Below are 12,696 nucleotides of genomic sequence, written 5' to 3' on the forward strand. Positions count from 1 at the left end.
CTTGCGCGCGAAATCGCCACCCGGCCGGCCAACATGTCGAAAATCAAATGAAAGCCCAATCGGGGCGTCAGACCGCGCTGGCACTGCCGCATCCGGAAGGAGCAGGCGATGGCACAGGGACAATGGCAGGCGAAGGATGCGGCATCCCCCTCCCCCCAGCCGTCTTCTTCGCGGACGTCCTCCCCCCGGGCGCAATCGGCGATGCTGTCGGTCTTCGACCTCGACCGCACGCTGACCATCCTGCCGACCTACACCCCCTTCCTGTGGTTTGCGGTGCGCAGCCGCGCACCGTGGCGCCTGCTCCTTCTCCCGCTTCTGCTGCCCGTCGCGCTTCTCTATGCGCTGAGGCTGATTCCGCGCTGCCGGATGAAACAGGCGATGCACTGGGTTGCGCTCGGCAGCGCCCTGCCCGAACGCGACGCCGCACGGCTCGCCGACCGTTTTGCACGGCATCTGGTCGCGCGCGGGCTGTATGGCGAAGGCGTCGCGCTGATCGACGCCGAACGGAAAGCCGGCCGGCGCATCGTCCTCGCGACGGCGGCGCCGCATTTCTACACCGTCGCCCTCGCGCGCCGGCTGGGCATCGCCGATGTCGTCGCGACGGCGTCGAGCTGGAAGGGTGGCCAGCTGACGCCCGCGATCGCTTCGGCGAATTGCTATGGGGCCGACAAGCGCACGCTTGTCGAAGGTTTCATGGAGCGATCGGGGATCATACGCGAAGCCGCGCATATCCGCTTTTATTCCGACCACCCCTCCGACCTGCCGATGTTCGAGCTGGCCGACGATCCGGTCGCGGTGAACCCGTCGGCGAAGATGCGCGCGCTGGCCGTGGCCCGCGGCTGGCCGGTGCTGGACTGGCGGCGGTGAGCGCGATGCATATCGGTTTCCTCTTCAATCACCATGGCGGCCATCAGGTCGCGCACGCGCTGCCCGTCGCGCTGGCGCTGCTCCGCCGCGGCACCAATGCCAAGGTGAGCATTCTCGTCTCCGAAGGCAGCGAGGGCGAGGTGCGCCGCATGGCCGCGGCCGTTCCCGGCCCCACCCCCGAGATTATCCGCCTGCGCCCGCCGTCGGCGCTCGCGCGCGCCGCGAACCGGGCGAGCGGGCGGTCGATCCCCACCGACATCATCTCGACGCTGCATCGCAACCTCGACCGGTTCCGCGCGCTCGACGCGCTGGTCGTCCCCGAAAAGACCTCGCTGCTGCTGAAATCGCTGTTCGGGCTCAAATCGCTGAAGCTTGTCCACACACGCCATGGCGCCGGCGATCGCGCGATCGGCTTCGACAAGGCAAGCGGCCAGTTCGACCTTGTGCTGCTGTCGGGCGAGAAGATCCGCGACCGGCTGGCCGAGGCCGAGCTGCTGAAAGACGATGGCCATGCGATCGTCGGCTATCCCAAATTCGACATCGCGCCGCCGGGGCGTCCGCGCCTGTTTCCCAGGGACAGGCCGACCGTCCTCTATAACCCCCACCCCTCGCCCGCGCTGTCGTCCTGGTATCGCATGGGCCCGCAAATCCTCGACTGGTTCGCGAAAAGCGACAGGTACAACCTCATCTTCGCGCCGCACGTCATGCTGTTCAAAAAGCGCATGACCGCCTCGCTCTCGCCCTTCGCGCTCGGCTGGAATCTCGGCCCGCGCGCCGACCATTATGAACATGACCATATGCTGATCGATACCGGCAGCCCGGCCAGTCTCGACATGAGCTATACCGATGCCGCCGACATCTATCTCGGCGACGCGAGCAGCCAGGTCTATGAATTCATCCGCCGCCCGCGCCCCTGCTTCTTTCTCAATCCGCGCCGCCTTGCCTGGCAGGGGAACCCCGACTTCGGACACTGGCGCGCCGGCCACGTCCTCGAGAGCCTCGACGATCTCGACGCCGCCCTCGCCGAAGTCCCGCGTCTGACTCCGCCGCTGCGCGCGCGGCAGGAAAGCCTGTTCCGTTACAGCTTCGACCTGCAGGACCGCCCCTCGTCCGAGCGCGCCGCCGAAGCGATCCTCGATTATATGGCCCGCCAATGACCGCTGCTGCACCCTCCCGCCTCGCCGCCTTCATCGACTATGGCATCGGCAAGACGCTCGCCAAAGCTTGGGCCAACTTCCTCGGCCGCCTGCCGCTACCCCGCGAAGCGGGGGCCGTGACGTCGCGCTATGGCGTCCGCATGCGCGCCAACTGGCGGGACCGCACTTTTCGCTATTGCTATCATGCGACCTATGGCCGCGCCCTGTCCGACTATCTCGCGGCTCAGGACCAGCCCTTCGTCTTCGTCGATATCGGTGCCAATCAGGGTCTCTACAGCCTGCTCGCCGCCCGCAACCGCCATTGCGCGGTGGCGATCGCCTTCGAACCCGTCGCCGCGACCTTCGCGCTGCTCGGCGATAATATCGCGCTCAACGGCCTGGATGCGAAGGTCAGGCCCGTTCGCGCCGCGGTCTCGCTCCACTCCGGAATCGCGCGCATTGCGACCGATCAGGCGCACAGCGGCACCGCCAGCCTACGCGGCACGGAACCCGCGGAGGGCGAGGCGATCAGCATCCTCGGCATAGCGGGCGTCGACGCGCTGCTCGAAGGAACGCTGCCGATGATCGTCAAGATCGATGTCGAGGGGCATGAGGAAACGGTCATCGATGCCCTGATGGCGTCTACGCACCGCAACCGCATCGCCGCCATCTTCTACGAGGTCGACGAACGCTGGATCGACGCGGATGCTATCGCGGCGCAGCTGCGCGCAAACGGCTTCACGCGCTTCACCCGCTTCGGCATCGGCCGCCACTATGACATCCTTGCCGAGACGCCCAAAATTTAGGCAAACCCCTGCCTCGCCTGCCCGTTCTGCGAACGATTGCGTGCATTGGACGGCCATCGGCCGTCACAAAATGTTAACTTTCCAAGCCCTCGCGCAATCTGGCACGGCCGTTGCAGTGCAACATGGTGCACTATGCAAAAGGGGGCATCATGAAGCTGATCCTGGCTATCATCAAACCGTTCAAGCTCGACGAGGTGCGCGAAGCGCTGACCGGGCTGGGCATCGCCGGCATGACCGTGACCGAGGTCAAGGGTTTCGGCCGGCAAAAGGGGCAGACCGAAATCTATCGCGGCGCCGAATACGCCACCAACATGGTTCCGAAGGTGAAGATCGAGCTCGTCTGTGACGACGCGCTCGCGCCGCGGGTCGTCGAAACGCTCCAGCAAAGCGCCGGAACCGGATCGATCGGCGACGGCAAGATCTTCGTCCTCGACGTGGGTCAGGCCGTGCGCATCCGCACCGGCGAGACCGGCGAGGCCGCTCTCTAATGACAAAGGGGGAAACTATGACGTTCGCAAACAAGATTGCGGCGAGCGCGGGGGCCGTCGGCCTGTCGCTGTTCGCCGCGCTGCCCGTATGGGCGCAGGAAGCGGCGACGGCGGTCGCAGCGCCTGCCGCACCGGCCGCCGAAGCGGCGGCGCCCGCCCCGTTCGTGCCGACGGCCGAGATGGTCAACAAGGGCGACGTGGCGTGGATGCTCGTCGCCTCGGCGCTGGTGCTGATGATGTCGGTGCCCGCGCTGGCGCTTTTCTACGGCGGCCTTGTGCGCGCCAAGAACATGCTTTCGGTGCTGATGCAGGTGCTGACGATCGTCTGCGTCGCCGCGCTGGTCTGGTTCAGCTGGGGCTATTCGATGGCCTTCACCTCGACCGGTTCGCCGTTCCCAACGCTGTTCGGCGGACTCGACAAGGCCTTCCTTGCCGGGGTCGATGTCAACACCTTCGCCGCCACCTTCTCGAACGGGGTTTATCTCCCCGAATACGTCTTCGTGATCTTCCAGATGACCTTCGCCTGCATCACGCCGGCGCTGATCGTCGGGGCGTTCGCGGAGCGCGTGAAGTTCACGCCGCTGATCATCTTCACGGTGCTCTGGCTGACGCTCGCCTATTTCCCGATCGCGCACATGGTCTGGTACTGGGCCGGCCCTGACTTCCTGCACGCCGCGCCCACCGACATGGGCCTGCTGTGGGGCTGGGGCGCGCTCGACTTCGCCGGCGGCACCGTCGTCCACATCAATGCCGGTATCGCCGGCCTGGTCGGCTGCCTCGTGATCGGCCCGCGCATTGGCTTCAATTCGGAACCGATGCCGCCGCACAATCTGGTCATGACGATGATCGGTGCCTCCTTGCTGTGGATCGGCTGGTTCGGCTTCAATGCCGGCTCGGGGCTCGAAGCCAACGCTTTCGGCGCGCTCGCCTTCATCAACACCCTCGTCGCCACCGCGGCAGCGGGTGCAACCTGGGCGATCATCGAACAGATCATCCACAAGAAACCCTCACTCCTGGGCGGCGTTTCGGGTGTCGTCGCCGGTCTGGTCGCCATCACCCCGGCGGCGGGCTTTGCTCATCCTGGTACCGCGATCATCCTCGGCGCCGTCGCTTCGCTGGTCTGTTTCTTCTTCGTCACCACGGTGAAGAAGAAACTCAAATATGACGACTCGCTCGACGTGTTCGGGATCCACGCTGTCGGCGGCATCGTCGGCGCGATCGGCACCGGCTTCGTCGCCAACCCCGCCTGGGGTGGTCAGGGCTGGATCGATTATACCGCACCCGTGGCGAAGGCCGGCGAGTTCGATCTGGCAGGTCAGGTGATGACGCAAATCTGGGCCGTCGGCACCACGGTCCTGTGGACTGGTGTGGTCAGCGCGCTCCTGTTCCTTGCACTCAAATATACGATCGGTCTGCGCCCGTCTGCGGAGGTCGAACAGGAAGGGCTCGACCTCGCCGAACATGGGGAACGCGCCTACAATATCTAACGAGACAGGATACCCGTCGCCGCCGCTCTCTCTCCTCTTTCAAACGGAGGCGGCGGGATCCTACCCAGGTTCCTCCTGCGAACCACTGGCCGGGAAGCTTTTGCTCCCGGCCATTTTTTGTGCATGTGCTGCGCAGCATCCGGCACTTTTCCGCACCTTTCGGCGCGACGAAAAGGGTGCACAAATTTTGGGCTCGGGTGCCGCAAATTTAGCCTTTGCAACATGACATTAATATGGCATTCAGTCTGCCATGAGTTTCAGGAGGGGAGAGCCTGAAAGGCTGGGCCGGGACGCAAGTCCCGGCCCTCTTTTTTTGCGCGCGCAGCAAGCGCCCTCCCGAAACTCCCGATTTTCAGCCGTTTGTGCACCGATAGCGCAGCATCGCGAACAGGCGCCAGCCGCCATCGTCCTGCAAGACCGAATCGCTGACGGTCAGCGTTCCATCGCCGTTAAGGGCATAGATCGAGCGGCCGATCTCGACGTCGGCGCTGCCCCAATGCGCCCACCATGTTGCACCCGCAACACCCCCCGAAACCGGCCGGGTGCGACCATAGTTGTCGGTCCATTGGCCACGCACACGGCCTTTCGCGTCGAGGGCGTAAACGGCATCCGCCGAATAGCGGACCGGGGGCTCGCCCTCGATGCTCAACCGATACGCGAGCGCCGTTGTGCCCGCTTCCCCCGGCGCAATGGAAAGCGTCGCGGTCGCGGGCTTGCCGAACGCCTGCCCCTCGCCCACCCATTGCCCGTGCCAGGCCGCGAGCGTCGGCGCTTCAGCCGGCGCCGCGAGCGCGACCAGCGCCGCAGCCCACCAGATCGACATCAGGCCGCCATCTCGGACTGCGAGAACATGAAAGCGTTGCCGTCGGGGTCGTAGAATGTGAGCAATTTCACCAGCCCTGGGATATGCTGGATATCGCCGTCCTGTCGCACCCCTTCGGCGTCGAGATGCACCTTCGCCTCGACGATGTCGGCCACCTCGAACACATTGGTCGCGCCGCCGCCCTGTACGACGCTCTCGACCTCGCTCAGCCCGATATTCACCCCGGTCATCGGCGTCGCCAGCTCGCACCAGCCGATCTCGTCGGCGCGGTAGAGCAGCTTGCACTGCATCACCCGCTCATACCAGACGATCGACGCGGTCATGTCCTTGACCCCCATCGAACAGGTAAGTTCGGATCCGATCTGAAGTGCCATGTCATCCCTCTCCTTTACGATCACGGTGGCCGGGCGGCGAATCGCTGATTCCGAACCGCTTGCCCTTATGGTCTGGTTTGTATAGTTAGTAGCAAATGCGGTCAAGCAACCCCGATCCCCTGCTCGCCGACCTCGGCAGCCATCGTTGGCTGGTGCCGCTGCTCGCCGACCTTGCCGCGCACAAGGGCGCGCGTTTCGTCGAGTTGCTCCACCGGCTCGCCCTGCCCCGCGACAGCCTGTCGCGCACGCTCGATGCCGCCGCCGCGACGGGCTGGGTCCGGCGCAATCCGGGCCATGGCCACCCGCTGCGTCCCGAATATATCCTGACCGACAAGGGAGAGACCGCCGCAGCGCGCGCCGCCACGATCGCGGAGGCGCAGAAAGCAGTCGGCCTGACGCCCGGCGCGGCGACGCGCTGGAGCCTGCCGCTCGTCGCGGGAATCGGGGCGGGGCACGACCGCTTCAACGCCTTGTCGCGCCTGCTCGCGCCGGCGACACCGCGCGCGCTTTCGCAAGGGCTGACCGCGCTCGGCAAACACGGCCTCGTCACGCGCGAAATCCTCGATACGCGCCCGCCGGCGAGTCGCTACGATCTGACCGGAAACGGCCGCCTGCTCGCCGCGGCCTGCCTCGACTGACGCCTAGCCCACAGCCTTGAATCGCGCCCAGATCGGCAGATGATCCGACGCGCGCGCGGCGAGCGCACTGCGATGCACCCCTGCATCGACGGGCTCGAGGTCCGGCGAGGCAAAGATGCGGTCGAGCTTCGCGACTGGGCGGCGGCTGTGGAAACTGTGCCCCGTGTCGACCAGCCGGTGGTGCTCGCCGAAATCGGCAAGGCAGCCGCCACGATTGCGCCATTCGTTGCAGTCGCCCATCAGCACCGTCGGCAGCGCCTCACCCGCCGAGACATGGTGAAGGATCGCCTTCGCCTGCTGGCGGCGGCGCAGCCCCGAAATGTCGAGGTGCATGCCGACGACACGCAGTCGCTGATTGCCGATCCGCAAGGTCGCGGCGACCGCGCCGCGCGGCTCGAGGGTCGGCAGGCGCAGCGCATGGCTTTCCTCGACCTCGACCCCCCTGCGCACCAGCAGCGCATTGCCGTGCCAGCCGATCGCATAGGGACGCCCGTCGAGCAGATCGACCGGCACATAGTCGCTATGTTCCTCGAACATATAGGGCGGGATCGCGCTCGCCCGCGTGCCGAAACGGCGGTCGGCCTCTTGCAGCGCGACGACATCGGCGTCGAGCTCGCACAGGACCGAAAGTACCCGGCCCGGATCGCGGCGCCGGTCGAGTCCGATGCCCTTGCGCATATTATAGGAAGCGACCTTGATCATGACGTGCTTTTCAAGCGCTCAGCCGCCGTTTCCGTTCCCGGCCGCCTCGAACTCTTCCATCAGTTCCCGCGCCTCGCCCAGATCCTCGTCGAGCACCATCACGCGCACCGGAATCAGCAATCCGACGCTTTCGGCGATGTTCATCCCCGCATCGAAGCATACGGCATGCACGCCCGCGCTTTCGAGCCGACCGCGCAGCAATTCGGCCTCGACGCCGTTCGGCAGGCGGACGAGCTCGACCAGCGACATCAGGCGTCGCCTGCGATAAAGCGGTCGGTCGGGCGCGTCGGCAGGCCATCGATGCTTTGGGTACGGCCCTGGAATTTCTCGACCCACAGGTCAGGATCGGCCTGACGGTGATATTTCTGCAGCGTCTCACGCTCATGCTGCAGTTCCATCATCGGCACGCCCCAGCCGCAGCTCGTCTGCACGCTTTCGACGTCGATGACGAAGATCTGGCGCGTTCCCGGAAGCAAGGTGAAGTGGGCGGCCAGCGCTTCCCATTCCCCATCCTGCGGCAACACCGGCCGGCCGCGGCCATAGATGCGCAGGATCAGCGCGGTACGGTCAAAGGCACAAAACATGATCGTGATCCGGCCGTCCGCGGTCAGATGCGCGTGCGTCTCGTTCCCCGATCCGCCAAGGTCGAGATAGGCGACCTGATGTTCGGACAGGACGCGGAAGCTGTCGGCATAGCCCTTGGGCGACAGGTTGATCCGCGCGTCACTCGCCGCCGTCGCGGTGAAATAGACCGGCTGCCTTTCGATGAAGGCGATATGCTTGTCGGTCAGCGTGTCGGTGAATTCGGCCATGTCGGTCCTCCGTCGGGATCGGCCCCGCCTATCACCAATTTCCGCCCTCTTCTATCGCCGCTTCCTCGCCCGGCCGGTTCGCGCGGCCGAGCGCGGCGTTACGGTGCGGAAAGCGGCCGAACCGGTCGATGACGTCGAAATGCTTCTTCGCATAATCGTGGAAGATCGGATCGGCGAGCTGGCTCATCAGGCGCACCGATTCGCGCTGATCGGCAATGTCCTCGCTATGCTCGAACGGCAGATAGACGAAGTGCCGCCGCAGATCGGGCCAACCCTGCTCCCAGCCCTGCGCGACGATGCCGCGCGCAACCGCGCGCGCCAGTTCGTCGGTCGCAAAGGCCTCGGCCTGATGACGGTGAATGTTGCGCGGCACCTGATCGAACAGAATCACCGCGGCGAGCGCGGTGTCGGGATCGGTGAGGAAGCTGTCCGCTGGCAGCACGCGCAGCGCCTCGCGCCACTCGCCCGCCAGCGCGCGCACCGCCGCGTCGAAATCGGGACCGCCGCCATACCAGTCGTCCATGCCATGTGCATCGAACCAGAAGGAAAGCAGCTCGGCCGCCCAGTCGGCGGGCGGCGGTGCCAGCGGAGTCGCGTCGTCCTGCATGCGGATTATTCGGCCGCCTTGACCTTGCGATACGGCACGAACTCGCCGAGCGAGACGAAACCGCGCCAGAAATGGCTGGTCCGGTCGTGAAGCTGGACGGCGTCGATGCTGCACAGCTGGCTGCCGGTCGTCTTGGTCACCAGCACATCATCATCGTCGAGGCTGTCGGCGCCGCTGCGCGGGCGATTGACCCACAAGGTGCTGCCGTCGCGATAGACGATCGCGGTCTTGTCGATGATCTGCGAATTGTCGATGCTCGTCAGGCTGATGCAGTCTTTCGGCTCGCCGGCGACTCGTCCATCGAGCAGCTTGGAAAGCTGTTCCTCGGGGGTGCGTTTTTCCTTGGCGATGGCCGCCGCAGGCGAGGCCGCGAGCGCGGCGGCGGCAAGAATGGCGGGGATCAGCGTACGCATGGTTCGACTCCTGTCTTCAACATACCCTACCCTTCCGCCATCCTGCACCGCCGCGCGTGAACCGGGGCTGACTCAACGCGCGTTCGGCACGCTTTACCGGATCAGCAGGTCGGCAGCGGAATACCCAGCGGCCCTTTGCACTTCTTCTTTTTTTCGGGCTCGGCCGGCGTGCTGCCACCGGTCGACGATCCGCCGCTCGCCCCACCAAGGCCGCCGAAATCGGCACCGATCAGCAGCATCGTGTGCGAACGGAAGCGCACTTTCGCGGTCCAGTCGATATTCCAGACCGCGTTGCCCGCGGGCTTCGGCGGATAGGAGAAATTCGCCTCGGGCCCGAAGGCGTTGAGGTTACCGAGCATCATCTCGCCCGACGCCTTCTTGACCTCGGCGGGAATCTGGCAGCTCGTCTGGCTGGGCGGCATCACGATCTTCTTGGTGATCAGGTTCGCGACCACCGACGGCGGCAGCCAGTCCCACAGCCCGCCGCCGAACTGCTGCGACGCGCTGCTCGTCCACCAGATGATGTCGCCGCCCTTGTCCTGCCGGTCCATGCCGCCGATCGTCCACGCGACATAGCCGGTCGCGTTCGGCACCGAGTTCCAGCGCACCATCACCGACTGGTCCGCCTGGATCGCGGTCGAGGCGCTCAGCCCCTGCATATAATCCTGTGCGAGGGTGAAATTGATATCGGGGCCGATATTGCTCGCAATGCGGTGCGCGCCGAGCAGCGACGACCCCGATGACGGCTGCTTGCCGCCCTTCGTGTTCGGCCAGTCGACATAGGATTTGCTGTTCGCCTGACTGACCTCGCGGATCACCGGCACCGCGCTCGAAAACAGGTTCGGCGGCACCTGCCCCGCCGCGACCTTGGCAAAATCGATCACCACCGGCTGGCCGGGCCCGGCCTTCGCGCCGCAGCCCCAATAGAGGAGCAGGCGGCCCTTCGGACGCTCGAACTCGGTCGGATAGGTGCCTTCCTTGCGCTCGGGTGCGATCAGCGGCACCGATTTGCCAAGCTTGGCCTGCGGCAGGAAGAAATGATCGCCCTTCGGCGGCGGGGCGGTCGGCGCCTGCCCGGACCCGAGGCGGAGCAGCAGCTGATACGCAACCTTGCTGTTCGGATCGCCGCCGAACATCATGCTCATCGCGCCGCCGAAGCCGCCCTTGCCGCCACCCATCGCGGCGAAGCCGGACATCGTCGCGACATCCATTTCATAGCGTTCCTTGGGACCGCTGGTCTTCTGCGCCGACCCCGGAACGGCGGCAAGCATCGCCGCGACCGCGGCAATGGAGATGAAACGCAGACTCGAACGCATGAAATCCTCCCTGTTCCGGAAGGGTCACCCCTCCCGCGGATAACGATGCGGCCCAAATTTTCTTCTGTTTGAAGGGGGTATAAGCAGGAAAGCGCGCCTCGCCAAGTGAGGCGAGTCACAGGCATTCGTCATTGCGCTCGCAGGGACGCAATGACGCGGTTGATCAGGCCGTACCGCCCACCGTCAGCCCGCTCACCAGCAGCGTCGGCTGACCGACGCCCGCGGGGACGCTCTGGCCACCTTTGCCGCAGATGCCGATGCCCTCGTCGATCGCCATGTCGTTGCCGATGCCGGTGACCTTGGTCAGCACGCTCGGCCCGTCGCCGATCAGCGTCGCGCCCTTGATCGAATCGCCCAGCTTGCCATTCTCGATCTTGTACGCCTCGGTGCAGCTGAAGACGAACTTGCCCGACACGATGTCGACCTGTCCGCCGCCGAAGCTTTTGGCGAAGATACCATTTTTGACGCGGCTCAAGAGCTCGGCAGGATCGTCGTTGCCGCCGCGCATGAAGGTGTTGGTCATTCGCGGCATCGGCGCGTGCGCAAAGCTCTCGCGGCGGCCGTTGCCTGTCGGCTCGACCCCCATCAGCCGCGCGTTGAGGCGGTCCTGCATATAGCCCTTGAGGATGCCGTCCTCGATCAGCACCGTCTCGCCGGTCGGGGTGCCTTCATCGTCGATGCTGAGCGAGCCGCGACGGCCGCCGCCGACCGGGCTTTCCATCGCGCCGTCATCGACGACGGTGACGCCCGCCGCCGCGACGCGCTCGCCGATGCGGCCCGAAAAGGCACTGGTGCCCTTGCGGTTGAAATCGCCCTCGAGCCCGTGGCCGACGGCTTCGTGCAGCAGCACGCCTGGCCAGCCGGGGCCGAGCAGCACGGTGAACTCGCCGGCGGGCGCATCGACCGCACGCAGATTGACGAGCGCCTGGTTCAGCGCTTCGTCGATCGCGCGGTTCCACTGCGCCTCCTCGAAGAGATGGTCGTACATATAGCGGCCGCCGAGGCCGAAATAGCCGCTCTCGCGGCGGCCATTCTCCTCGACGACGATCGAGACGTTAAGGCGGACGAGCGGGCGGATGTCGGTCGCGAGGAAGCCGTCGGCACGGACAATCTCGACCACCGACCAGCTACCCGCGAGCGCAACCGATACCTGCACGACACGCGGATCGCGCGCCCGCGCCGCGGCGTCGACCTTCTGGCAGAGCTCGACCTTCTTCGCAAAGGGGATGAGGTCGAGCGGGTTCGCTTCGTCATACAGATGGCGGTTGGTGCGCGGCGGCGGCGCGGCGTGCGCCTGGCTGGAGGGGTCGAGCAGTGCGAGCGTCTCGGCCGCGCGGCGGATCGCCCCTGCGCTGACGTCGCTCGCATGGGCAAAGCCCGTCATCTCGCCCGATACGGCGCGCAGGCCGAAGCCCGCGTCGGTCGAATAATCGGCGGTCTTGAGCCGCCCGTCGTCGAAGCCGAAGCTCTCGGTCGCGCGATATTGCAGGTACAGCTCGCCGTCGTCGGCCTTGGCGAGCGCTTCGCGCGCGAGCTTCTGCGCCAGATCGGGGTCGAGCGCATCGGCACGATAGAGAAAGCGGCGGGGGTCGGTCGGGCTTGTCATCGGCCCGATATAGGCACGCCGGTGCCCCGGCGCCAGCGCTCAGAGATAATTGACGGTGAGCTGGAACGTCCCGCTGTAATCGCCCGGTGCCTGGTTCGCCCCGACGTTGAGCGTACCGCCGACATAATAGGTCTGGACCCCGCTGGGCAGCAATGTCCCGCCGAGCAGCGCAACCCCGCCGCCGCTGGTCGTCGCCGCGCGAACGAGGCTGGCGGTCATCGTCCCGCCCCCGCCCGCGCGGGTCAGTGTGACGCTGGTATCGCCGATGACGGTGATCAGCAATATGCCTCCGGTGCCCTGAAAGGTCGCGCGCTGCGACACGGCACCAACCGCTGTTGCCCCGCCCGTGGTCGAGCGCGCACCGGTGACGGCGTTGACCGTCACCGTCCCTGCGGTCGGGCCGCTCGCGATCGTCCCGAAATCCAGATCGTCAACCTTGACCAGCGAGTTCGGGCGCACGATCACCGTGGTCGCGGTGCCTGTCTGGTTGGCGGCATGGGCCGGAATGCACGCGAGCGCGCCCGCCGCTGCAGCAGCGATAGCGAGACGGCGGAGCGCCGCTCGCTGTTGGTTGGTCCCTCGAATCCCCACGATTCTGCTCCTGTCTGGAACAGACTGATA

Annotated in this window: 16 protein-coding genes; 6 read left to right on the plus strand and 10 right to left on the minus strand. The window is 65.9% G+C overall.

The window, feature by feature from the left end:
* The first annotated feature begins 108 nt into the window (after positions 1-108).
* From ACQY80_RS05370 to ACQY80_RS05390, 5 genes are all read left to right on the plus strand, one after another.
* Positions 109-867 carry an HAD family hydrolase gene (locus ACQY80_RS05370; protein ID WP_428684374.1) on the plus strand — a complete coding sequence of 253 codons (759 nt, stop codon included), beginning with the start codon at positions 109-111 and terminating at the stop codon, positions 865-867.
* 5 nt (positions 868-872) lie between these two features.
* Positions 873-2,024, plus strand: a complete 1,152-nt coding sequence (locus tag ACQY80_RS05375; protein WP_428685763.1) for a hypothetical protein — start codon at positions 873-875, stop codon at positions 2,022-2,024.
* Complete coding sequence (locus tag ACQY80_RS05380; protein ID WP_428684376.1) at positions 2,021-2,809, plus strand: FkbM family methyltransferase; 789 nt, start codon at positions 2,021-2,023, stop codon at positions 2,807-2,809. Before ACQY80_RS05375 ends, ACQY80_RS05380 begins: the two co-directional genes overlap by 4 nt.
* 149 nt (positions 2,810-2,958) lie before the next feature.
* On the plus strand, positions 2,959-3,297 hold the full coding sequence (locus tag ACQY80_RS05385; RefSeq protein WP_003043080.1) for a P-II family nitrogen regulator: 339 nt from the start codon (positions 2,959-2,961) through the stop codon (positions 3,295-3,297).
* A gap of 17 nt (positions 3,298-3,314) precedes the next feature.
* A complete protein-coding gene (locus ACQY80_RS05390; RefSeq protein WP_428684378.1) occupies positions 3,315-4,784 on the plus strand; it encodes an ammonium transporter in 1,470 nt (489 codons plus the stop codon).
* Positions 4,785-5,136: 352 nt separating this feature from the next.
* On the opposite strand, the gene ACQY80_RS05395 is transcribed toward ACQY80_RS05390, so the two are convergent.
* Both ACQY80_RS05395 and ACQY80_RS05400 read right to left on the minus strand, forming a co-directional pair.
* Positions 5,137-5,607, minus strand: coding sequence for a hypothetical protein (locus ACQY80_RS05395; protein ID WP_428684380.1), 471 nt, complete (start codon positions 5,605-5,607; stop codon positions 5,137-5,139).
* Complete coding sequence (locus ACQY80_RS05400) at positions 5,607-5,981, minus strand: VOC family protein (RefSeq protein WP_428684382.1); 375 nt, start codon at positions 5,979-5,981, stop codon at positions 5,607-5,609. The genes ACQY80_RS05395 and ACQY80_RS05400 overlap by 1 nt, the downstream gene beginning before the upstream one ends.
* Before the next feature lie 95 nt (positions 5,982-6,076).
* On the opposite strand from ACQY80_RS05400, the gene ACQY80_RS05405 reads away from it, so the two are divergent.
* Complete coding sequence (locus tag ACQY80_RS05405) at positions 6,077-6,619, plus strand: winged helix-turn-helix transcriptional regulator (protein WP_428684384.1); 543 nt, start codon at positions 6,077-6,079, stop codon at positions 6,617-6,619.
* A gap of 3 nt (positions 6,620-6,622) precedes the next feature.
* Here the strand turns inward: ACQY80_RS05405 and ACQY80_RS05410 are convergent, their stop codons facing one another.
* From ACQY80_RS05410 to ACQY80_RS05445, 8 genes are all read right to left on the minus strand, one after another.
* Positions 6,623-7,321, minus strand: coding sequence for an endonuclease/exonuclease/phosphatase family protein (locus ACQY80_RS05410; RefSeq protein ID WP_428684386.1), 699 nt, complete (start codon positions 7,319-7,321; stop codon positions 6,623-6,625).
* Positions 7,322-7,339: 18 nt separating this feature from the next.
* Complete coding sequence (locus tag ACQY80_RS05415; RefSeq protein ID WP_428684388.1) at positions 7,340-7,570, minus strand: DUF2007 domain-containing protein; 231 nt, start codon at positions 7,568-7,570, stop codon at positions 7,340-7,342.
* A complete protein-coding gene (locus ACQY80_RS05420; RefSeq protein WP_428684390.1) occupies positions 7,570-8,133 on the minus strand; it encodes a pyridoxamine 5'-phosphate oxidase family protein in 564 nt (187 codons plus the stop codon). Before ACQY80_RS05420 ends, ACQY80_RS05415 begins: the two co-directional genes overlap by 1 nt.
* Before the next feature lie 31 nt (positions 8,134-8,164).
* The gene (locus ACQY80_RS05425; protein WP_428684392.1) at positions 8,165-8,740 is read right to left on the minus strand and encodes a DUF924 family protein; all 576 of its coding nucleotides are present in this window, start codon (positions 8,738-8,740) and stop codon (positions 8,165-8,167) included.
* A gap of 5 nt (positions 8,741-8,745) precedes the next feature.
* Entirely contained in the window at positions 8,746-9,153 is a 408-nt protein-coding gene (locus tag ACQY80_RS05430; RefSeq protein WP_428684394.1) for a hypothetical protein, read from the minus strand.
* 101 nt (positions 9,154-9,254) lie between these two features.
* Entirely contained in the window at positions 9,255-10,469 is a 1,215-nt protein-coding gene (locus ACQY80_RS05435) for a hypothetical protein (protein WP_428684396.1), read from the minus strand.
* Positions 10,470-10,632: 163 nt separating this feature from the next.
* On the minus strand, positions 10,633-12,075 hold the full coding sequence (gene tldD / locus ACQY80_RS05440; protein WP_428684398.1) for a metalloprotease TldD: 1,443 nt from the start codon (positions 12,073-12,075) through the stop codon (positions 10,633-10,635).
* A 39-nt stretch (positions 12,076-12,114) separates the two neighbouring features.
* Complete coding sequence (locus ACQY80_RS05445; RefSeq protein ID WP_428684400.1) at positions 12,115-12,666, minus strand: DUF4402 domain-containing protein; 552 nt, start codon at positions 12,664-12,666, stop codon at positions 12,115-12,117.
* Between the last annotated feature and the right edge of the window lie 30 nt (positions 12,667-12,696).

It is taken from the genome of Sphingopyxis sp. (assembly GCF_965279755.1).
GTDB lineage: Bacteria > Pseudomonadota > Alphaproteobacteria > Sphingomonadales > Sphingomonadaceae > Sphingopyxis.